A 19,897-nucleotide genomic window follows, 5' to 3' on the forward strand; every position below is an offset into this window, starting at 1 on the left:
CGACGGAGCGCTGTCGGGCCGTCTCCTCGTCGCCGATGACTAGGACGACGCCCCGTCCGGACCCACCAGCCCGGCGGCGAAGGCGAGCAACCCCGCCTGCGTGCGGTTGTCGCAGTCGAGCCTCTCCATCAGCCGCGACACGTAGCCCTTCACCGTCGCCTCGGACAGGTGCAGCCGGGCGCCGATAGCGGCGTTCGACAGGCCCTCGCCGAGCGCGGTGAGGACCTGGAGCTCACGCTCGGGCAGGCCACGCAGGCGCGCCCGCGCGCTCTCGCGGGTGCGGTCCTCGCGGCTCGACGCCACCGCGAGCCGCTGCGCCGCCTCGGGGGAGAGCACCGTGTGCCCGTCGGCGGCCACCGCGACGAGCCGGCGCAGGTCGGCGGGTGGCGTGGACTTGAGCAGGAACCCCTGCGCGCCGGCCGCGAGCGCGCGGAGCACGTAGTCGTCGACGTCGAAGGTGGTCAGCACGACGACGGCGGGCCGGTCGTCGAGCGCGGCGAGGTGGCCGAGCGCGGTGAGCCCGTCGACGCCGGGCATGCGGATGTCGAGCAGCACCACGTCGGGGCGGTGGCGCACGACCTGCTCGACGGCCTCGGCGCCGTCGTGGGCCTCGCCGACGACGGTGATCTCGTCGGTGCCGAGGATCGTGGTCAGGTGCGTGCAGACCATGGGTTCGTCGTCGACGACCAGCACCCGGATCATGCTGCTCCCGTGGGGACGTAGTCGGGCAGGTCGGCGGCCACCCGGAACCCGCCGTCGTCGGTGGGGCCCGCGGCGAGGGTGCCGCCGACCAGCCCGACCCGGCGGCGCAGGCCGTCGAGGCCGACCCCGCCGCCGGTCGTGTCGCGCGCGGCGGGGGCGTCCGCCGGCCCGTTGGTGATCGTCGCGGACACCCGCCCGTCCTCGTGGCGGACCGCCACCCGGACCGCGGCGCCGGGGGCGTGCTTGCGGGCGTTGGTGAGGGACTCCTGGACCACGCGGTGCAGGGTGCGCCGGACCGTCGGGGCCGGGCCGGTGGGGTCGCCGGTGACCTCCAGCGCGACGTCGACGCCCACCTGCCGGGACTCGTCCACCAGGCCGTCGAGCTCGTCGGCGGGGACGTCCGCGGTGGCCGAGCCCGCGGTGCGCCCGGCACGCAGCACGCCGACGAGGTCGCGCAGCTCGGCCAGCGCCTGGACGCCGGCGCGCCGCAGGTCCTCGGCGGCGTCGCGGACGGCGGGGTCGTCGCTGTCGACGCCGAGGGCGCCGGCCTGCAGCACCATGAGGTTGATCCGGTGCGTCACGACGTCGTGCATCTCGCCCGCGAGCCGGACGCGCTCGTCGGCGCGGGCCTGCTCCGCGAGCAGGTCCTGCTCCCGCTCGGCCCGCTCGGCGCGCTCCACGGCGCCGGCGATCGCCTCGCGGCGGGTGCCGACGTAGAGCCCGGCCAGCGTCACCAGCGAGGCCACGAAGAGCAGGAACGCGTGGTCGTTGAAGCGGAAGCCGACCCACCCGCGGTCGCCGACGAACGACGCGGCGACCACCAGGGGCGCGAGCAGCCAGAGCGTCCAGCGCCGTCCGTAGGCGCCGGCCGAGTACAGCGCGACGTACCCGAACCAGGACCCGGGGAACGGCACGGAGAGCAGCGCGACGACCGCCGTGACCAGCACGGGTGCCCGTCGCCGGAACACCAGCACGGCTGTGGACAGTGCGACGACCGCGAGCAGGGCCGGCGTCCCGAGGTCCAGCAGCGTGCCGATCTGGCGCGGGAAGAACAGCACGATGCCGGTCATGAAGACCCCGGTCAGCGCGGCGACCGCGAGGTCGAACGCCCACCGCCGGCGGTCCATGACCGGCACCGTAGTCGCGATCACCTCTGGATCGGGGCGAGCTGCCACCACGTCAGGCACCGCCAGAGCCACTCGACCGGCCCGTACCGGAAGGCGTCGAGCCACCACCGGCTCCACGCGGCCTGCGCCACGAGGATCCCGACGGTCAGGCCGGCGATCGCCGCGCCGTCGTCGGGGGAGTCGATGCCGAGCAGCGGTCCGAGCGTCACGAACAGCACGGTCGCGGTGAGGTAGTTCGTCAGGGCCATGCGGCCCATCGGGGCGAGCACGCGGCCGATCACCGCGCCGGCGGGGGCGCGCAGGAGCAGCAGCAGCGCGGCGGCGTACGCGACGGCCGTCGTCAGCGCGGCCAGCGGCGGCAGGAGGCTCTGGACGCCGCCGAGCCCGCCGCCGAGGACGTTCACCTGGGGCGGCGTCCAGCCCGTGCTGACCGCGAGGGCCCAGGCGCCGGCGAGGGTCGCGGCGACGGCGAGCACGGCCGCGATCCGCGCCGGGTACCGGCCGAGCGCGTCGGGCAGGCCGAGGCGGGCCAGGGCGAAGCTGCCCGCGAGCAGGGCGACGGTCAGCCCGTAGCTCTCCTGGACCTGGGGGGCGACGACGAGCAGGGCGAGCGCGACGACCAGGCACGCCCGGGGCGGCAGGAAGCTCATCGGCAGCAGGACCACGAGGCCGATCACGGCGTACGGGACCAGCGCCTCGCCCGGCTGCAGGACCTGGTGCGCGATCCCGATCAGCAGCAGCACCCCGAGCCGGCGGGCCAGCACGACCCGCGGGCGGGCGGTCCGCGTCGCGGCGCGGTCGAGGAAGAGCCCGAACCCGATGCCGAACAGCAGGGCGAACAGCGAGAGGAAGCGCTCGACGAAGATCAGGTCGATCGGCGCCGGGTACGGACGGCCGACGAGCTGCTGCAGGATGTTGACCACGAGGATCCCGCAGAGCGCGAAGCCCCGCAGGACGTCGAGCTCACCGATCCGGCGGCCCGGGGTGGAGACGTCCGGCATCGTCGTCGGCGCGTTCATGGTGATCGACGCTAGGCGGTGATCACCTCGTGCCGGCAGCGCCGGACGTCGGGCGGGCGTACGACGAAAGTCGTGCCCTACCCCTGCTCCTCGAGGTCGAAGGCGTCGTCGCCGACCCAGACCCGCAGGCCGTCGCCGTCGTCGGTGATCGCGCCCTCCTCCTCCTCGGAGAGCTCGCGGGCCGCCCCGAGGGACCGCTCGTCGTAGCCGACGCGGCCGTCGCCGAGATCGCGCGGCCGGTACTCGGAGGCGAGGACCGCCGTGCGACTGCGCGTCGCCAGGAACGCGGCGTTCTCCGACCCGACCTCGGCGACCCACTGCTGCTTGCGCACGGGTGTGGGTCTACTCGGTTCCTTCTTCGGGATCAACGGAATGCGCTGGACCTCCACCCCGGTCGAGCACCTACCGTCGCGACTGCCGCCCATCGCCAGGAGGTCGAGTCCCATGCGCGCCCTGCGCCCGCTGCGCCGGTCCGCCTACCGGCGTCTGGCCGCCGCGCTCGCGCTGTCGGTGCTCGCCGAGGGCCTGTGGACCCTCGCCGTCGTGTGGCAGGTGATCGAGCTCGGCGGCGGTCCGCTGGAGCTCTCGCTGGTGTCGGGAGCGCTCGCGCTGGGCGTGATCGTCACCGCGCTGCTCGGCGGTGTGCTCGCCGACCGGGTGCCGCAGAAGCGGATCCTCGTCGGCGTCATGGCGGTGCTGGCGGTGTCGATCGGTCTCGTCGCGGGCCTCTCCGCGCTCGGTGCGCTGACGGTGCCGCTGCTGGTGGTCGTGGCGGCGGCGATCGGCCTGTCGATGGGCCTGTTCTTCCCGGCGTACTCAGCGCTCGTGCCGGCGATGGTCGACGACGACGAGCTGCTCGCCGTCAACGGGCTCGAGGGCGTCGTGCGCCCGGTGCTGCTGCAGGGCGCCGGCCCGGCGCTCGCGGGCGCGCTGGTCGCCGCGTACTCGCCGGCCGCGGCGCTCGCCGCGACCGCGGTCGCGTGCGTGGCGGGGCTCGTCGCCGCGCTGTCGCTGCCCCGGCGGGCGCTGCGCCGCGAGCTGGACGGGGAGAGCAAGGGCGTGTCCGCGGTGGTCCGCGACCTCGTCGAGGGCTTCCGCTACATGGTCGCGACCCGGTGGCTGCTCGTGACGCTGGTGTTCGCGTCGGCGATGGTGCTGCTCGTGCTCGGCCCGCTCGAGGTGCTCGTCCCGTTCGCGATCATCGAGCGCGCCGCCGGCGGGCCCGGCGGGCACTCGCTCGTGCTCCTCGCGGTGGGGGCCGGCGGGGCGATCGCGTCGATCCTCGTCGCCTCGCTGCGGCTCCCGCGCCGGTACCTGACGGTCATGATCCTCATGTGGACGGCGGGGTGCGTGCCCATGGTCGTCTTCGGGCTCGCCGACTCGCTCTGGCCGATGGTCGTCGCCGGGTTCGTGGTCGGCGGCCTGTTCAGCGCGCCGCAGGTCATCTGGGGCACCCTGCTGCAGCGTCGCGTCCCGCCGGCCCTGCTCGGGCGCGTCACGAGCCTCGACTTCTTCGTCTCGCTCGCCTTCATGCCCGTGTCGATGACCCTCGCCGGGCCGGTCAGCGAGGTCGCGGGCCTGACGCCGGTCTTCCTCGCCGCGGGCCTTGTCCCGCTCGCGTTCGGGGCGCTGGCGCTGATCGCGGGCCGGCTGGGCCCGGACGAGATCGCGCACCCCCTCGACGTCCCGGTGACCGACGACGACGCCGCGAGCGGGACGCCCCGCGCCGCCTGACGTGGGGCCTGGCTGTCGCGGCGCCCGGGTGATCAGGGGCGACGCCATGCACCTCGCCCGGCCCCGCGGGTGCACCACGTCGCCCGTGATCTCCGGGGAGGCGCCGGCGCCCACCGCATTCGGCGATTACTGGCTGGTATCGCTCGCCCAGCGAGCGATACCAGCCAGTAACCCTCGCGAGGAACGGGTCAGCTCGCGGGCGCGGTGAGGTCGTAGACCGTGGTGCCGCCGACCGTCGTCGCGGTGTAGTGCGCCGCGACCCACTCGCTGATCTGGGTGCCGACGCCGTCCTCGCCGCCGCCGGGGCCGCCACCTTGTCCGCCACCCTGCCCGCCACCCTGCCCGCCCGACGCCACGAACCAGTGGATGTCCCCGGCCGCGACGGAGGCCTGGAACTGGCCGAGGCTCGGTGCCGCGTCCGATCCGGAGAACCCGCCGATCGCCATCACCGCGGTCCCGCTCGCGAGCTCGAGGCCCGCGGCGCCCTGCGCCGAGACGGTGGCCGCAGACCACCGGGTGTCGCTCGCCGTCAGCAGCGCCGTGAGCTCCGACGACGTGGTCGCCTCACCCGGACCGCCGCCCTGAGCACCCTGAGTGCTCTGGGCGCCCGGGCCACCGCTCGGCGGCGCGAGCCCGCCGCCGGGAGGACCACCCTGCCCGCCACCAGGGCCACCGCCCGTCTCGGAACCACTCGACGGCCCCGCGCTGACGATCGAGCCCTGGTGCGCGGTCGCCGCCGTCTGCACCGCGTACGCCGTCGCCCCGCCGGCGCCCGCCAGCAGCGCCCCGAGCACCACGACCGGCAGTACCCGCCGGCCGGCGTCGCGACCGATCCGCCGCCACGCCGACGCCGGGATCACCAGCGCGACCGCGGCCACGATCCCGGCGATCGCCACGACCCAGCGCAGCCAGGGCAGGAACTCCGGCGTGCGGCGCAGGAGCACGACGCTCCAGCCGGCGGTCAGGGCGACGGTGAGGCCGAGCGTCAGGTCCGCGGCGAGATGCCCGCGGCGTCGCCACACCTCCCGGCCGCCGACGACCAGCGTGCCGACGAGCCCGGGCGCCAGGGCCACGGCGTAGTAGGCGTGGATCGTGCCGCTCATGAAGCTGAACACCAGCCCGGTGACGAGCAGCCAGCCGCCCCAGAGCACGAGCGCGGCGCGGGTGCGGTCGGTGCGCGGGGCACGGCGGGTCAGCCAGAGCCCGGCGACCAGCGCGACCAGCGCGGCCGGGAGCAGCCAGCTGATCTGGCCGCCGAAGGAGTCGTTGAACATCCGCCCGATGCCGGTGGCGCCCCCGAACCCGGTGCCGCCACCCCCGCCGCCCCCGCCGCCCCCGTTGCCCTCGCCGCCGAGGATGCGGCCGAGCCCGTTGTAGCCGAGGACGAGGTCGAGCAGCGTGTTGTCGGTCGAGCCGCCGACGTAGGGGCGGGCGTCGGTCGGCCACAGGTCGACGAGCAGCACGTACCAGCCCACCGACGCGACCAGCGCCGCCGCGCCCGCGCCGAGCTGCACCAGCCGCCGGCGCAGCGGGGCCGCGGAGGCGAGCAGCAGCACCGCGGCCAGCGCGGGCAGCACGAGGAACGCCTGCATCATCTTCGTGAGGAAGCCCAGCCCGATCAGCGCGCCCGCCGTCACCGTCCACCACGTGCCGGCCCGCGCGGACACGGCATCCACCGCCCGCACCACCGCATACGCCGCCGCCACCAGGCAGAGCACCAGCAGCGCGTCCGGGTTGTCGAAACGGAACATCAGCACCGCCACCGGCGTCAGCGCGAGCGCCGCGCCGGCGAGCAGGCCGGCGCCGGGCCCGGACCAGCGCCGCACGGTCAGATGGAGCAGCCCGACCGCCGCGACGCCCATGAGTGCCTGCGGCGCGAGCAGCGACCAGGAGCTGAACCCGAAGATCTGCCCGGACAGGCCCATCACCCAGAGCGAGGCGGGGGGCTTGTCGACCGTGATGAAGCTCGACGAGTCCATCGACCCGAACAGCCACGCCTTCCACGACTGCGTCCCGGCCTGCACGGCAGCCGCGTAGTAGGTGTTGGCGAAGCCCGAGGCGCCGAGGTCCCACAGGTAGAGCACGGCGGTGGCGGCGAGCAGCGCGATCACCGACGGGCGCACCCAGCGGGGATCGCCGGGCCGCCCGGTCAGGAGCGCCGGCCACCGCGGCGGGGCGGCATGGCGCGCGGGGCGTCGTGTGGGGGCGCGCGGAGACACCCGCAGCTCGGTCGTCAGACCGTCGTGGACCGTCATGGCGCCGACTGTCCGGCCGCACCGTGTCCGTCCGGTGGGCGACGATTGTGCGCGAGCTGTGAACGTGCCCCGCGACCTCACGCAGCCCGCACGCCCGACTCCGGAGACGGCCCGAAAAGCGCCGGACGGGTAACGATCACTGAGATGCCCTGCACGTGTAGGTGACGGGGACCCGAGAACCGGGAACGCTGTTCACGTGATCGGTCCCGTGCTGCGTTCGCGGCGTCTGCGCTTCATCGCGCGCCTCGCCGTGAGCGCGGTGTCGGTGGGGATCTTGGTGCTTTCGGCGGTCGGCTGGACACAGCTGCGCGCACTGGATCGATCCACGCCCGCCGCCGCGGTGATCGACGGCCCCGAGCCGGCGCCGACCGGCGAGCAGAACATCCTGCTGGTGGGTCTCGACAACCGGACCGACGCCCAGGGCAACCCCCTGCCCGAGAACGTCCTCGCCGCGCTCAACGCCGGCGACGGCGAGTCCGGCGGCGGCACGGCCGACTCGCTGACCGTCGTGCACGTCCCCGCCGGCGGCGGCCGCGCCACGGCGATCTCGGTGCCGCGCGACTCCTACGTCGACCTCGGATCGGGCCTCGGCCGGCACAAGATCAATTCTGCCTGGTCGCGGGCGGCCGCCCAGGCCACCGAGGCCATGACCGGCTCCGGGCCGACCGGCACCACCGCGCTCTTCGCCGCCGAGTCCCCCGGCCCGCCGTCGCCGAACGACCCCGCCGTCGTGCGCGCCGCCGGCGCCGCGGGCGCGCGGGCCACCATCGGCGCGGTCCAGCAGCTCACGGGGCTGCCGATCTCGCACTTCGCCGCGGTCAACCTCGCCGGCTTCGCCGACCTCAGCACCGCGATCGGCGGGGTCCCGGTGTGCCTGCGCGGCCCGGTGCAGGACTCCTACTCCGGGCTCGCGCTGCCCGCCGGCCCGCAGGAGGTCAGCGGCGCGCAGGCCCTCGCCTTCGTGCGCCAGCGCCACGGGCTGCCGAACGGCGACCTCGACCGGATCGCGCGCCAGCAGGTGTTCCTCGCCGGCGCGACCGAGACGCTGCTGTCGGCGAACACGCTCACCGACCCGTTCGCGGTCGGGCGCATCACCGAGGCGGTGTCGCGGTCGGTGACGCTCGACGCCGGGTGGGACGTGCTCGGCTTCGCGCGCCAGATGCAGGGCCTCTCCGCCGGTGCGGTCACGTTCCGCACGATCCCCACCGGCTCCACCGAGCTCAGCACCCCGTACGACGGGACCGCGGTGCAGGTCGACCCGGACGAGGTCCGCTCGTTCGTCGCGACGGCGATCGCCGCCGACGCCGGCAACCCCGCGGCCCTCGCCGCGCTCACCCCGCCGCCCCCGGTCGGCGCCACCGACGCCTCGGTGAGTGCAGGACTCGACCGCCTCGACGCGTCCCGCGACGAGGACGACGCGAGCTCCTCGGACGACGGGTACGGGTCGTCGGACGACGAGTACGGCTCGTCGTCCGACGGCGAGTACGGGTCGACGCGCAGCGCGTCCTCCCGCAACGGCGGCTCGCGCGACGGCCGGCAGGCGGCGCCGCCCGTGTCGCCGACCCCGCCGATCACCGCCGCCGCGCCCGGCTGCGTCAACTGACGGGCCGACCCGCCGACCGGCCGCACGCGCTCGCCCGCACGCCGCCGACCCTGAACGAACGAACGGCGCCCTCGCTGCTTCGGTAGCAGCGAGAGCGCCGTTCGTTCCCCGAGGAGGGCGAGGTGATCAGCTCGAGCGCTCGGAACCCAGGGTCACCGGGACCTCGCGGGGCTGGCCGCCGGGCGAGGTGACGGTCAGCGTCACCTGCGCGCCGGGCTGCTGCGAGCGGATCGCGGCGACGAGGCTGTCGGAGTCCTGGATGACGCGGTCGTTGACGCGCGTGACGACGTCGCCCTGGTTCAGGCCGGCGGAGGCGGCCGCCCCGCCCGGCGCGATCTCGCCGAGCGTCGCGCCGCCCGGGCCGTCGGCCACGCTGACGCCGAGCACGGCGCGGGTGGCGAAGCCCTGGGTCACCAGCTCGTTGCCGATGCGGGCGGCCTGGTCGATCGGGATCGCGAAGCCCAGGCCGATCGAGCCGGACTGCGACTGCTGACCGCCGGACGACTGCCCGCCCAGCGACGCGATCGCCGACGTGATGCCGACGACGCGCCCCTGCATGTCGACCAGCGCGCCCCCGGAGTTGCCGGGGTTGATCGCGGCGTCGGTCTGGATGGCGTCGAGCACCGTGGCCTGGCCGCTCTGGGCGCCGCCGCTCGCGACGGGGCGCTGCAGCGCGCTGACGATCCCGGTGGTCACCGTGCCGGACAGGCCCAGCGGCGACCCCACGGCGACGACGTCCTGGCCGACCTGCAGCTGCGAGGAGTCGCCGAGCGTCGCCGGCCGGAGCCCGGAGACACCCTGCGCCCGCACGACGGCGAGGTCGGCGCTGGTGTCGGTGCCGACGACCTGCACGGGCGCGCGGTTGCCGTTCTGGAACACCGCGGTCAGGCCCTGCGCCTGGCCGGGCGCACCGCCGCCGCCCTCGGGCGACTGCTCGAGCCCGCCGAGCGGGGACTGCTGCTGCGCTGCCTGACCGGCCTCCAGGACATGGGCGTTGGTGAGGATGAGGCCGTCGGCGGAGATCACGACGCCGGAGCCCTCGCCCGACGGGCCCTCGAGCTGGACGACGCTCGGGAGCACGGTGTTGGCGACCTGCTCGACCGACCCGGCGGGCGCGGCGTCGGCGGGCGCGGAGCCGGAGCCGCTCGGGGCCGAGGAGAGCACCGAGGTGCCGCCGCCGCCCGACGACGCGGCCTCGTAGCCGACGGCTCCGCCGACGCCGCCGGCGACCAGCATCGCGGCGAGCGCTCCGGCGATCAGGGCGGCGGGCCGGCGGCGGCGCGGGGGTCCGGGCGGCGGGGCCGCGTGTCCGGGGGCCGTGGGTGGGGGACCGGGCGGCGAGCCGGGGACGTCGTGGCGGTGCCATGGGTCGTTCGGGCCGCCGCCGTAGCCGGTGGACTGGTGGCCGCCGGCGGGGAGACCCGAGCCGTACGGCGCGGTGGGGTAGCCGCCGGGACGCTCCCCGGTGGGACCGGCAGGACCGGCGGGCAGGGTGCCCGTGCCGGAACCGCCCGCGGGACGCGCCGTCGGGTCCGCGGCGTGGGAGGGGGAGGTGGGGCTGTTGTCGCTCACGCGAACCAGGGTCGGCCCGCTGACTGTGCCGAGGCTGGTGTGTTTCTGCGTGCTTGCTGAGAGATCGCGCTGAACTGTGCCCGGAATCGGGCAAAGAAGTCAGCGCGCGTGGTCGTGCAGGTCGAGCAGCGCGTCGACCAGCTCGCCCCACGCGTCCCGCGGCGGCAGCTGGTGGCCCATCCCGGGGATCTCGAGCAGGCGGGCGCCGGGGATCGCGGCGGCCAGGGCGCGGCCGTGCTCGGGCGGGAACAGCGGGTCGGCGCCGCCGTGGACGACGAGCGTCGGCAGGCCGGCGAGCGCACCGAGATCGGTCGGCCCCATCGGGCCCGTCTCGATCATGAAGTGATTGCCCGCGGCCGCGACGTCCGTGCTGCGCGCGACGACCCGCGTGGCGATCGCGCGCACGCGCGCCTCGTCGAACGCGTCCGGTCCGGCGAAGGGACGCTCACCGTCGACGAGCGCCTCGACCGGGTCGTCCGGGCCCGGGTCCGCGTCGGCGAAGACGGCCGCGATCGCGGGGGTCGGCCCGGGCAGGTCGCCGACGGCGGGGTCGATCGCCGTGGTCGCCATCAACGTCAGGGCGGCGACCCGGTCGGGGTGGGCGAGCGCGAGCCGCTGGGCGAGCCCGCCGCCCATCGACAGCCCGGCCACGTGGGCGCGCCCGACGCCGCACGCGTCGAGCACGGCGAGGGCGTCGGTCATGAGGTCGTGGCCCGTGTAGCCGGGTGCCCCGGCCGGCCACGTCGTCGAGACCCCGGTGTCGCGGTGGTCGTACCGGATCACCCGCAGCCCGCGGTCGACGAGCAGCGCGCACAGGTCGTCGTCCCACCAGTCCATCGACCAGCCCCCGCCCGCGACGAGCAGCAGCGCCGGCGCGTCCGCGTCACCGAGCGTCTCCACGCCCAGCGTCACGTCGTCGTCCACGTCGACCAGCACGGCCGTCAGCGAAGCGGAGCCCGGGGTGGTTGTCAAGTGCAATCGGTCTGCACAGCCCGCACACAGGTTCCGTCCAGGCTCGGGACAGCCCGGCGGACGAGCGTGCTCGATCATGGCGTCCCCGACCCTGCTGCGCCCCGCTCCCGCACCCGATCCCCGGTTCCCCGCCCCCGCCGCTCCCGTCCCGGCCTGGCCCCGGTGGTGCTTGCTCGCGCTGCTCGCCGGGACCGCGGTGCTCTACCTCTGGGGGCTCGGGGCGTCGGGCTGGGCGAACGCGTACTACTCGGCGGCGGCCCAGGCGGGCGCGACGAGCTGGCGGGCCTGGTTCTTCGGGGCCTCGGACGCGCCGGGTCTGATCATGATCGACAAGCCCCCCGCGTCCGTCTGGGTCATGGGGCTCTCGGCCCGGCTGTTCGGTGTGAACGCCTGGGCGATCCTCGTGCCGCAGGCGCTCATGGGCGTCGCGTCGGTCGGACTGCTGCACGCGACCGTGCGCCGGTGGGCCGGTCCCGCCGCGGGCCTGGTCGCCGGGCTCGTGCTCGCGCTGACGCCGGTGGCGACGCTGATGTTCCGGTTCGACAACCCGGATGCGCTGCTCGTGCTCCTGCTGGTCGCGGCGGCCTGGGCGCTGACCCGCGCGGTCGACGCCGACACCCCGCGCGGGGCGTGGCGGTGGCTCGCGCTCACCGCGGTGCTCGTCGGCACCGGCTTCCTGACCAAGTCGCTGCAGGCGTTCCTCGTGCTCCCCGCGTTCGCCGCGGTCTGGCTGCTCGCCGGCCCGGGGCGGGTCCGCGGGCGGCTCCTCGCGCTGCTGCCGACGGCGGCGGTGCTCGCGGTCGCCTCGGGGTGGTGGGTGGCGGTCGTCGAGCTGTGGCCGGCGTCCTCCCGGCCGTACGTCGGCGGGTCGCAGACGAACTCCGCGGTCGAGCTCCTGCTGGGTTACAACGGGCTCGGGCGCCTGACCGGTGACGAGACCGGCAGCGTCGGCCCCGGCGGTGGGGGAGGCGGCGGGGGCCGGTCGAGCGGCTCGGTGCTGCAGCTCGTGACCGGGGAGATGGCGAGCCAGGTCAGCTGGCTGCTGCCCGCCGCGCTGCTGCTGCTCGCCGCGCTGATCGTGATCACCGTGCGGGCACCGCGCACCGATCGCACCCGCGCCGCGGCGATCCTCTGGGGCGGCACCCTGCTCGTCACCGCGGCCGTGTTCACGCTCTCGCAGGGGATCATCCACAGCTACTACGCCGTCGCGCTCGCCCCGCCGATCGCCGCCCTCGTCGGCATCGGCGCCGTGACGCTGGCGCGCCGCCGGGACCGCCTCGGCCGGGTCCTGCTGACGGTCACGGTCGCCGTCACCGCCGTGTGGTCGTGGGCGCTGCTGCGGGAGACGCCGACGTTCCTGCCCTGGCTCCGGGCGGTCGTGCTGGTCGGCGGGCTCGTGGTCGCGCTGGGGCTGCTGGTCCGGGCCGGGCGGGTCGTCGTCACCGCGGTGCTCGCCGGGGCGTTGGTGGTCGGCGTCGCCGGGCCTGCCGCGTCGTCGGTGGTGACCGCCGCGACGACCCACGAGGGCGCGCTCCCGACCGCGGGCCCGGAGAGCGGGCGCGGGCCGGGGGGCCCCGGGGGTCCCGGGGGTGGTCCGGGTCGCGGTGCGGGCGGCCCGGGCTTCCCGGACGGCGGGGCGCGCGGCGGTCCCGGTGGTGCCCCGCCCGGCGGTGCGCCCATGAGTGACGGCGGCGGCCGGGGCAGCGGCATGATGACGTTGCTGCAGGCCAGCAGGCCGTCGGCGGCGCTGACCACGCTCCTGCGCGACGGCGCGGCGGGGCACACGTGGGTGGCCGCGGCGGTCGGGTCGAACGCGGCCGCGGGCTACCAGCTCGCGTCCGGGGCGCCGGTGATGGCGCTCGGCGGGTTCAACGGCACCGATCCGGCGCCGACGCTCGCGCAGTTCCAGGCCTACGTCGCGACGGGTGCGGTGCACTGGTTCGTCGGCGACGAGAGCTCCGCGTCGATCTCGACCACCGACAGCGGCGGCAGCGACGACGCGGCGCGCATCGCGGCGTGGGTGGCGGCGCACTACACGGCCACGACCGTCGGCGGGACCACCGTCTACGACCTCACCGCGCCGGCCGGGGTGTGACGTGGACGGGCACAGCGCGGCCACAGGTTCGGCACACGACCCGTCCACGATCGGCTCCGACGCTGCGATCATGACCGCAGCGACCCCGCTCCGCTCCCCTTCCGCCGCGCGCGAACCCGTCGAGGCGACGGGCGGCGCCGTGCTCGACGTCGTCGTCCCCGTGTTCGACGAGGAGCGCGACCTCGCCCCGTCGGTCCGGGCGCTGCACCGGCACCTGACCGACGACTTCCCCTACCCGTTCCGGATCACCGTCGCCGACAACGCCAGCACCGACACCACCCTGGCCGTCGCCGAGGCGCTGGCCGAGGAGTTCGCCGAGGTCGCCGTCGTGCACCTCGACGAGAAGGGCCGCGGGCGGGCGCTGCGCACGGTGTGGTCGGCGTCGGACGCGCCGGTGCTCGCGTACATGGACGTCGACCTCTCGACCGACCTCAACGCCCTGCTCCCGCTGGTCGCCCCGCTGATCTCCGGGCACTCGGACCTCGCGATCGGCTCGCGGCTCGCGCCGGCCTCGCGGGTCGTGCGCGGGGTGAAGCGGGAGGTGATCTCGCGCTGCTACAACGTGCTGCTGCGCGGGACGCTGCGCGCGCGGTTCTCCGACGCGCAGTGCGGGTTCAAGGCGATCCGCGCCGACGTGGCGCAGCGGCTGCTGCCGCTGGTCGAGGACACCGGCTGGTTCTTCGACACCGAGCTGCTGGTGCTCGCCGAGCGGTCGGGGCTGCGGATCCACGAGGTGCCGGTCGACTGGGTCGACGACCCCGACTCGCGCGTGGACGTGGTGTCGACGGCGATCGCGGACCTCAAGGGCGTGGCCCGCGTCGGGCACGCGCTGGCGACCGGCGCGCTGCCGGTGGCGCGGCTGCGGGCGGAGTTCGGCCGTGAGCCGCTCGCCGCGGAGCCGTCGCCCGACGAGATGGCCGGCGTGACCCCGGGCCTCACCGGGCAGATGGTGCGCTTCGCCGCGATCGGCGTGGTCTCCACGCTCGCGTTCCTGCTGCTCTACACGCTCTTCCGGGGCGTGCTCGGGCCCCAGCCGTCGAACCTGCTCGCCCTGGTGATCACCGCCGTCGCGAACACCGCGGCGAACCGCCGGCTGACCTTCGGCATCCGCGGGCGCCGCCACGCCGGCCGGAGCCAGGTCGAGGGCCTCGTGGTGTTCGGGCTCGGGCTGGCGCTGACGTCGGGCTCGCTCGCCCTGCTCGGCGTCCTCGCGCCGGCGGCGTCGCACGCGGTGGAGCTCGCGGTCCTGGTCGTCGCCAACCTCGTCGCGACCCTCCTGCGCTTCGTCGCCTACCGCGCCTGGGTCTTCCACCCGCGCCGTCAGCGCGCGTGACCCGATGTCAGCGACGTGGCGTCGCTGACACCCAGCGTCCGAAATCTTCCGTCGATCATGAACCCGGAGCACCGATGACCACCGCGACCGACCCCGACGTGGACCCCGACGTCGAGGGCGCCCCCACCGACCGGCCGCACCCCGCCCCCGGCGACTCGCGGCTCCGGCGGTGCTGGCGCGGCCGGGCAGAGGACCCGCGCTGGGTGCGCCCCGCCCTGCTCGGGCTGCTCGTCGCCACCGCCGTCGCCTATCTCTGGGACCTCGGCGCCTCGGGCTACGCGAACTCCTTCTACGCGGCCGCGGTCCAGGCCGGCACGCAGTCCCCGAAGGCCTGGCTCTTCGGCGCGCTGGACGCCCCCGGCCTGATCACGGTGGACAAGCCGCCGGCCTCGCTGTGGGTCATGGTGCTGTCCGGGCGGATCTTCGGCTTCAGCAGCTGGTCGCTGCTCGCGCCGCAGGCCCTCATGGGCGTCGCCGCGGTGGGCCTCGTGTACCTCACGGTGCGGCGCTGGTCGGGCCCGCGCACGGCGCTGGTCGCCGGGGCGCTGCTCGCGGCGACGCCGGTCGCGGTGCTGATGTTCCGGTTCGACAACCCCGACGCGATGCTCGTGCTGACCATGGTCGCCGCGGCCTACACGACGACCCGCGCGATCGACGCCGCCGGCCGGCGTGCGGGCACGTGGTGGCTGGTCGCGACCGGCGCGCTCGTCGGGCTGGGCTTCCTGACCAAGCAGCTGCAGGTGCTGCTCGTCGTGCCGGCGCCGGCCCTCGCGGTGCTGGTGGCCGGACCGTCGCGGCCGTGGCGACGGATCGGTGACCTGCTCGCCGGCGGCGCCGCGATGGTCGTCTCGGCGGGCTGGTACGTCCTGCTCGTCGAGCTCTGGCCGGCGTCCTCGCGGCCCTACATCGGCGGGTCGACGACCAACTCGCTGCTCGAGCTCGCGCTCGGCTACAACGGGCTCGGCCGCATCCTGGGCAACGAGGGCGGCGGACCTCCGGGCGGTCCCGGTGGCGCGCCCGGGATGCCGGCGGGCGGCATGCCGGCCGGTGGCCCTCCCGGTGGTCCTCCCGGGGGCGGGGGCATGGGCGGCGGCTTCGGTGGCTCGCCGGGCGTGCAGCGCCTGTTCACCGCCGAGTTCTCGGGCCAGGCGTCGTGGCTGCTCCCGGCCGCGCTCCTGCTGCTGGTCGCCGGGCTCTGGGCGCTGCGCCGGGCCCCGCGCACCGACCGCACCCGCGCGCTGCTGATCCTCGGCGGGACCTGGACGCTCGTGCACGCGCTGGTGTTCAGCGCGATGAGCGGGATCATCCACCCCTACTACACGGTGGCGATGGCACCCGGGATCGCGATCACGACCGCGGTCGGGGCCTCGGTGCTGTGGCGACGCCGCGCCGAGCCGTGGTCGCGGATCGTGCTCGCCGTCGTCGTCGCGGGCACGGCCGCGTGGAGCGCGGTGGTCCTCACGCAGCACGACTGGCTGCCGTGGGCGCGCTGGGTGCTGCTCGTCGTCGGCGTGCTCGGCGCGGTGGCGGTGCTCGTCCCGCCGGCACGCTGGGGCCGGGTGGCGACGGTCGGGGCCGTGGCGGCGCTCGTCGCCGTGCTCGGCGGGTCGACGGCGTTCGCCGCCCAGGCCGTGGTGACCCCGCACCAGGGCTCGATCGTCAGCGCGGGCCCGGGCGGGAGCACGGGTCCGGACGGCCGCCGCGACGGCGACCGCGTCCGCGACGGCATGCGCGGCCCCGAGGAGCAGACGCCGTCACCCCAGCTCGTCGCACTCCTGCAGGGCGCCGGGACCCGCTGGGCCGCGGCCACGGTCGGCGCCATGAACCAGGCGTCGCTGCAGCTCCACAGTGGTGTCCCGGTGATGGCGATGGGCGGCTTCATGGGCAGCGACCCGGCGCCCACCCTCGCGGAGTTCCAGTCGTACGTCGCCTCCGGACAGGTCCGGTACTACGTCGAGGGCGACGGGCCCGGCGCCGGCGGCCCTGGCGGCATGCCGGGTGCGCCGGCGGGGGACACCGGTCGCGGCGGCGGTTCGTTCGCACGGGGGACGAGCGGTGAGATCCGTACCTGGATCGAGTCGAACTTCACGCCGATCGACGTCGGAGGGCGCACCGTGTACGACCTGGGCGCTCCACGTTCCTGAGCGCTGCGACACGACCGGCTCGGCCGGTGCGCGCGAGGGCCGCGCGGACTCTCCCCCCGAGTTCGCGCGGCCTTCGCCTGTCGACGGGAAACGCGGTGGCGCACCGGAGACGACCGGAGCTAGCGTCCCGGCGGCCGTGCGCGAGGACGAGGAGGTGGGACCCGTGACCGCAGTATCGACGTGGGTGCTCCCCTCCGGGATCACGGTCGGGCGATGGGTCGTCCGGGAGCGCCACCAGCGCTCCTGAAAGGCACGACCATGCGATTCACCGGCGAACAGCGCCTCGACGACGGGGTCCTCGAACGCACCTTCACCCTCGGCGATGTCCCCGGCGTCCTCTGGACTCCGGCGTCGCCCGCACCCGCCCCGCTGATCCTGCTCGGCCACCCCGGCGGGCTGCCGCGCATGTACCCGCGCCTGGCGGCACGGGCCCGGCACTCCGTGGCGGAGGGCTTCGCCGCGGCCACCATCGAGCTCCCCGGGAGCGGCGACCGGCCACGCCAGCCCGCCGCCGAGTCGGCGCGCGCCGACCTGCGTCGGGCGGTGCAGGCCGGAGGGCCGGTCGACGACGACGTCGTCGAGCGTCTCGTGATCCCGCTGGTCGAGCAGTCGGTCCCGGAATGGCGTGCCGCGCTCGACGCCCTCCTGGCCCTGCCCGGGATCCGGGGTCCGGTCGGGTTCGCGGGCGGGATCATCTCCGTCGGCGTGCGGCTGGCGGTGGTCGAGCCCCGCCTCGCCGCGGCCCTGCTCTTCGCCGGGAGCTACGTGCCGCGCAGCATCGTCGAGGAGGCCCGCCGGGTCACGATCCCGCTGCTGGTGCTGCTGCAGTGGGACGACGAGGGCAACGACCGCCAGATGGCCCTGGACCTGTTCGACGCCCTCGGCGCCGAGGAGAAGACGCTGCACGCCAACACCGGCGGGCACACCGGCGTCCCGGCGTTCGAGGGCGACGACGGCAACCGGTTCTTCGCCCGGCACCTGACGATCTAGTCCGCCCGCCCCTCGCGGTAGGCCTCGGTGAGGTGGCCGTACACGACGATGTTGTCCTCGTAGGTGATCATGCGGTGGTCGAAGACGCCGCCGCACGTGATCAGGCGGATCTGGCTGTCCGGGGTGGGGGCGTAGACGGCGTCGGTGGGGAAGGCGTTCTTCGCGACCTGGTCGACGCGGTCGACGGTGAAGACGGCCGTGGTGTCGTCGTCGCGGTGCACCGCGACCGTCTCACCGGGGCTCATCAGCCCGATCCGGGCGAAGGCGCCGTAGTCCCCGCGCAGGTTGACGTGCGCCGCGAGCACCGCCGGGCCGACCGCCCCGGGGCTCGCGCTGCCCTCGTACCAGCCCACGGTGGAGGCGCGGCGGGGGACGTCGAGGGAGTTGTCGGCGCGCAGGCCGAGGTCGGTGGTGTCCTCGGTCGACAGCCCGATCGAGGGGATGTCGACGCCGGTGATCTCGGCGGGCGGGAGCGGCGCGGGCACCGCCACCCGCTGCCCGGGGGCGAGCGCCGGCGCCGGCGGGGCCGCGTCGCTCTCGCCGCCGACGACCGCGACGAGCACGCCGATCGCCAGCAGGGCGAGGACGAAGGCGGTGAGGCGGCCGGTCACCCGATCGAGCATGCCCCGAGGACCGCGTCGAGTTCACGTCGGCGCGCGGGGGGACCGCGAGATCGGGCGGGCGGTCAGACCGGCCGGTACGCCTCGGTGAGGCGCGCGAAGACGATGATGTTGTCGTCGTAGCTGCGGGTGCGCTCGTTGAACACCCCGCCGCACGTGATCAGCCGGAGCTCGCTGTCGGCGACGTCTCCGTAGACGGCCTCGGTGGGGAACGCGTCCTTCGCGACCCGGTCGACGCGGTCGACGGTGAAGACGGCGGTGGTGTCGTCGTCGCGGTGCACCTCGACGGTGGCGCCCGGCGCCAGCTGCTCGAGGCGGGCGAAGGCGCCCTCCTCGCCGCGGAAGTCCACGTGCGCCGCGAGCACCGCGGCCCCCGCGGTGCCGGGGCTGGCGCTGTCGCCGTACCAGCCCACCGTGGACGCGCTGCGCGGGACGTCGAGGGAGTTGTCGTCGCGCAGGCCGAGGCTGGTCGTGTCCTGGGCGGCGAGCCCGATCGACGGCGCGCTGACACCGGTGATCTGCGCGGGGGGCAGTGGCAGGGCCACGGACACCCGCTCCGCGGGCGGGAGCGAGACGGCACGCGGGCCCTCCTCGCCGTCGTCCCCGGTGGCGACGGCGACGAGCACGCCGACGACCAGCACGGCGAGGACCAGGGCGGTCAGCCGGCCGGTCATCCGCTCGAGGCCGCCGCGCCGGACCTTGTCCTCGCCGGGCGTCTCCGTGGTCGTCATGTCAGGCGTTCTCCCGCCGGGCGGCCACCATCTGGCCGCTCCGCACGAGCCCCGCGCCGGCGCCGATGCCCAGGAAGGAGAGGGCGAGGATCTGGCCGATGGTCGGGCTGTCGGTGGTCCCGTCGCCCGCCGCGACGCCACCGACCGGGTGGCCCCGGTAGTCCCTCGGGCCGCCGACACCCCAGTCGCAGGCCCGGCCGTCGTTGTCGCCGTCGAGGTTGTTCGGGTCCGACGGGTCGGCGACGAGCACCGCCTGCGCGTCGGCGGTGTCGGCGAAGTCCCAGCAGTTGAGCAGGTTCGCGGGACGGACCGGCACGACGTAGGTGTAGTACGGGCTGCCCGGTCCGTAGACCGCCGGCGGGGTCCACGGGTGGTAGTGCTCGTGGTGGTCGTAGGAGTGCGACGGCGGCGAGGAGTAGCTCGTCGTCGGGGTGGTCGTGGTCGTCGAGCCGCCCGGCAGGGGCACCTCGGGGAGCTCGGGCAGGTCACCCCCTCCGGGGATGAGGCCGGTGACGCTGTCGACGATGCCGCTGATCAGGTCGCCGAGGCCGCCGGCACCACCGGAGTCGCCGTCGTCGGCCACGGCGACGCCCGCCGTCCCGATCATGCCTGCCGCCACCAGCCCGACCAACGCACCTGCGACGCGTCGACGCCCGTTCGCCATGTCCCGACCCGATCCGTGCTCGCCCGATGTCCCGGGGTCGTCGACCGGCGACGTCCCCCGATCGCCCTAACGCCGTACCGCACGAAGGGGTACGCACCGCTAACGAGGCCGCGCGTGCGGCGGCACTGCGGCGCCCGGTGACGGCCGACGACACAGGGTGATCACGCTCCCCTCGATGAGGTGGCCGGCCCCTGGGCTGCTCGGGAGCGCGGAGATCCGCTCGAGACCTCGTGGTGCGGAGCAGGACGACCGACGAGGCTCGCGTTCTGCCAGGTCACGCCCCGATAACGGAACATGGTGCGTCCTCGCGGGTCGCGGCGAGCGCGACACGTCAAC

At 75.5% G+C, this 19,897-nt stretch carries 16 protein-coding genes; 6 read left to right on the forward strand and 10 right to left on the reverse strand.

Going from position 1 to position 19,897, the window contains the following annotated elements:
- Positions 1–39: 39 nt before the first annotated feature.
- The 4 genes from WCD58_RS06915 to WCD58_RS06930 form a co-directional block, all read right to left on the reverse strand.
- Positions 40–702 carry a response regulator gene (locus WCD58_RS06915; RefSeq protein WP_337700957.1) on the reverse strand — a complete coding sequence of 221 codons (663 nt, stop codon included), beginning with the start codon at positions 700–702 and terminating at the stop codon, positions 40–42.
- Complete coding sequence (locus WCD58_RS06920) at positions 699–1,829, reverse strand: sensor histidine kinase (RefSeq protein WP_337700959.1); 1,131 nt, start codon at positions 1,827–1,829, stop codon at positions 699–701. Before WCD58_RS06920 ends, WCD58_RS06915 begins: the two co-directional genes overlap by 4 nt.
- A 20-nt stretch (positions 1,830–1,849) precedes the next feature.
- Positions 1,850–2,848 (reverse strand): DUF418 domain-containing protein, encoded by a 999-nt coding sequence (locus tag WCD58_RS06925; protein WP_337700961.1) that lies wholly within the window; start codon positions 2,846–2,848, stop codon positions 1,850–1,852.
- A gap of 77 nt (positions 2,849–2,925) precedes the next feature.
- Positions 2,926–3,180 (reverse strand): hypothetical protein, encoded by a 255-nt coding sequence (locus WCD58_RS06930; RefSeq protein ID WP_337700963.1) that lies wholly within the window; start codon positions 3,178–3,180, stop codon positions 2,926–2,928.
- A gap of 112 nt (positions 3,181–3,292) precedes the next feature.
- Between WCD58_RS06930 and WCD58_RS06935 the strand changes: the two genes are divergently transcribed.
- Entirely contained in the window at positions 3,293–4,582 is a 1,290-nt protein-coding gene (locus WCD58_RS06935; RefSeq protein ID WP_337700965.1) for an MFS transporter, read from the forward strand.
- A gap of 188 nt (positions 4,583–4,770) precedes the next feature.
- Here WCD58_RS06935 and WCD58_RS06940 read toward each other — a convergent pair whose 3' ends face one another.
- A complete protein-coding gene (locus WCD58_RS06940; protein ID WP_337700967.1) occupies positions 4,771–6,837 on the reverse strand; it encodes an ArnT family glycosyltransferase in 2,067 nt (688 codons plus the stop codon).
- A gap of 196 nt (positions 6,838–7,033) precedes the next feature.
- Between WCD58_RS06940 and WCD58_RS06945 the strand changes: the two genes are divergently transcribed.
- Entirely contained in the window at positions 7,034–8,440 is a 1,407-nt protein-coding gene (locus tag WCD58_RS06945) for an LCP family protein (protein WP_337700969.1), read from the forward strand.
- A 126-nt stretch (positions 8,441–8,566) separates the two neighbouring features.
- Here the strand turns inward: WCD58_RS06945 and WCD58_RS06950 are convergent, their stop codons facing one another.
- Positions 8,567–10,012, reverse strand: coding sequence for a S1C family serine protease (locus WCD58_RS06950; protein ID WP_337700971.1), 1,446 nt, complete (start codon positions 10,010–10,012; stop codon positions 8,567–8,569).
- A 99-nt stretch (positions 10,013–10,111) separates the two neighbouring features.
- Positions 10,112–10,948 (reverse strand): alpha/beta fold hydrolase, encoded by an 837-nt coding sequence (locus WCD58_RS06955; protein ID WP_337700974.1) that lies wholly within the window; start codon positions 10,946–10,948, stop codon positions 10,112–10,114.
- 112 nt (positions 10,949–11,060) lie between these two features.
- Between WCD58_RS06955 and WCD58_RS06960 the strand changes: the two genes are divergently transcribed.
- The 4 genes from WCD58_RS06960 to WCD58_RS06975 all read left to right on the forward strand — a co-directional run bounded on the left by WCD58_RS06960 (position 11,061) and on the right by WCD58_RS06975 (position 17,546).
- Positions 11,061–13,079 carry an ArnT family glycosyltransferase gene (locus WCD58_RS06960; RefSeq protein WP_337700977.1) on the forward strand — a complete coding sequence of 673 codons (2,019 nt, stop codon included), beginning with the start codon at positions 11,061–11,063 and terminating at the stop codon, positions 13,077–13,079.
- A gap of 70 nt (positions 13,080–13,149) precedes the next feature.
- On the forward strand, positions 13,150–14,412 hold the full coding sequence (locus WCD58_RS06965) for a bifunctional glycosyltransferase family 2/GtrA family protein (protein WP_337700979.1): 1,263 nt from the start codon (positions 13,150–13,152) through the stop codon (positions 14,410–14,412).
- A 74-nt stretch (positions 14,413–14,486) separates the two neighbouring features.
- Complete coding sequence (locus WCD58_RS06970; RefSeq protein ID WP_337700981.1) at positions 14,487–16,556, forward strand: ArnT family glycosyltransferase; 2,070 nt, start codon at positions 14,487–14,489, stop codon at positions 16,554–16,556.
- Between the two features lie 258 nt (positions 16,557–16,814).
- Complete coding sequence (locus WCD58_RS06975) at positions 16,815–17,546, forward strand: dienelactone hydrolase family protein (protein ID WP_337700982.1); 732 nt, start codon at positions 16,815–16,817, stop codon at positions 17,544–17,546.
- On the opposite strand, the gene WCD58_RS06980 is transcribed toward WCD58_RS06975, so the two are convergent.
- From WCD58_RS06980 to WCD58_RS06990, 3 genes are all read right to left on the reverse strand, one after another.
- Positions 17,543–18,157 (reverse strand): sortase domain-containing protein, encoded by a 615-nt coding sequence (locus WCD58_RS06980; RefSeq protein ID WP_337700985.1) that lies wholly within the window; start codon positions 18,155–18,157, stop codon positions 17,543–17,545. The genes WCD58_RS06975 and WCD58_RS06980 overlap by 4 nt on opposite strands.
- 74 nt (positions 18,158–18,231) lie before the next feature.
- A complete protein-coding gene (locus WCD58_RS06985; RefSeq protein ID WP_337700987.1) occupies positions 18,232–18,897 on the reverse strand; it encodes a class F sortase in 666 nt (221 codons plus the stop codon).
- Between the two features lies 1 nt (position 18,898).
- Positions 18,899–19,516 carry a hypothetical protein gene (locus WCD58_RS06990; RefSeq protein WP_337700989.1) on the reverse strand — a complete coding sequence of 206 codons (618 nt, stop codon included), beginning with the start codon at positions 19,514–19,516 and terminating at the stop codon, positions 18,899–18,901.
- Positions 19,517–19,897: the final 381 nt, after the last annotated feature.

The sequence above is a fragment of the Actinomycetospora flava genome (genome assembly GCF_037400335.1).
In the GTDB taxonomy this organism is placed as follows: domain Bacteria; phylum Actinomycetota; class Actinomycetes; order Mycobacteriales; family Pseudonocardiaceae; genus Actinomycetospora; species Actinomycetospora flava.

Bases quoted from the DNA above. Each gene is read 5' to 3' on its own strand.
- WCD58_RS06960 (WP_337700977.1), top strand. From the start codon at position 11,061: ATGGCGTCCCCGACCCTGCTGCGCCCCGCTCCCGCACCCGATCCCCGG.
- WCD58_RS06965 (WP_337700979.1), top strand. From the start codon at position 13,150: ATGACCGCAGCGACCCCGCTCCGCTCCCCTTCCGCCGCGCGCGAACCC.
- WCD58_RS06920 (WP_337700959.1), bottom strand. From the start codon at position 1,829: ATGGACCGCCGGCGGTGGGCGTTCGACCTCGCGGTCGCCGCGCTGACC.
- WCD58_RS06970 (WP_337700981.1), top strand. From the start codon at position 14,487: ATGACCACCGCGACCGACCCCGACGTGGACCCCGACGTCGAGGGCGCC.
- WCD58_RS06940 (WP_337700967.1), bottom strand. From the start codon at position 6,837: ATGACGGTCCACGACGGTCTGACGACCGAGCTGCGGGTGTCTCCGCGC.
- WCD58_RS06985 (WP_337700987.1), bottom strand. From the start codon at position 18,897: ATGACGACCACGGAGACGCCCGGCGAGGACAAGGTCCGGCGCGGCGGC.
- WCD58_RS06935 (WP_337700965.1), top strand. From the start codon at position 3,293: ATGCGCGCCCTGCGCCCGCTGCGCCGGTCCGCCTACCGGCGTCTGGCC.
- WCD58_RS06915 (WP_337700957.1), bottom strand. From the start codon at position 702: ATGATCCGGGTGCTGGTCGTCGACGACGAACCCATGGTCTGCACGCAC.
- WCD58_RS06975 (WP_337700982.1), top strand. From the start codon at position 16,815: ATGCGATTCACCGGCGAACAGCGCCTCGACGACGGGGTCCTCGAACGC.
- WCD58_RS06925 (WP_337700961.1), bottom strand. From the start codon at position 2,848: ATGAACGCGCCGACGACGATGCCGGACGTCTCCACCCCGGGCCGCCGG.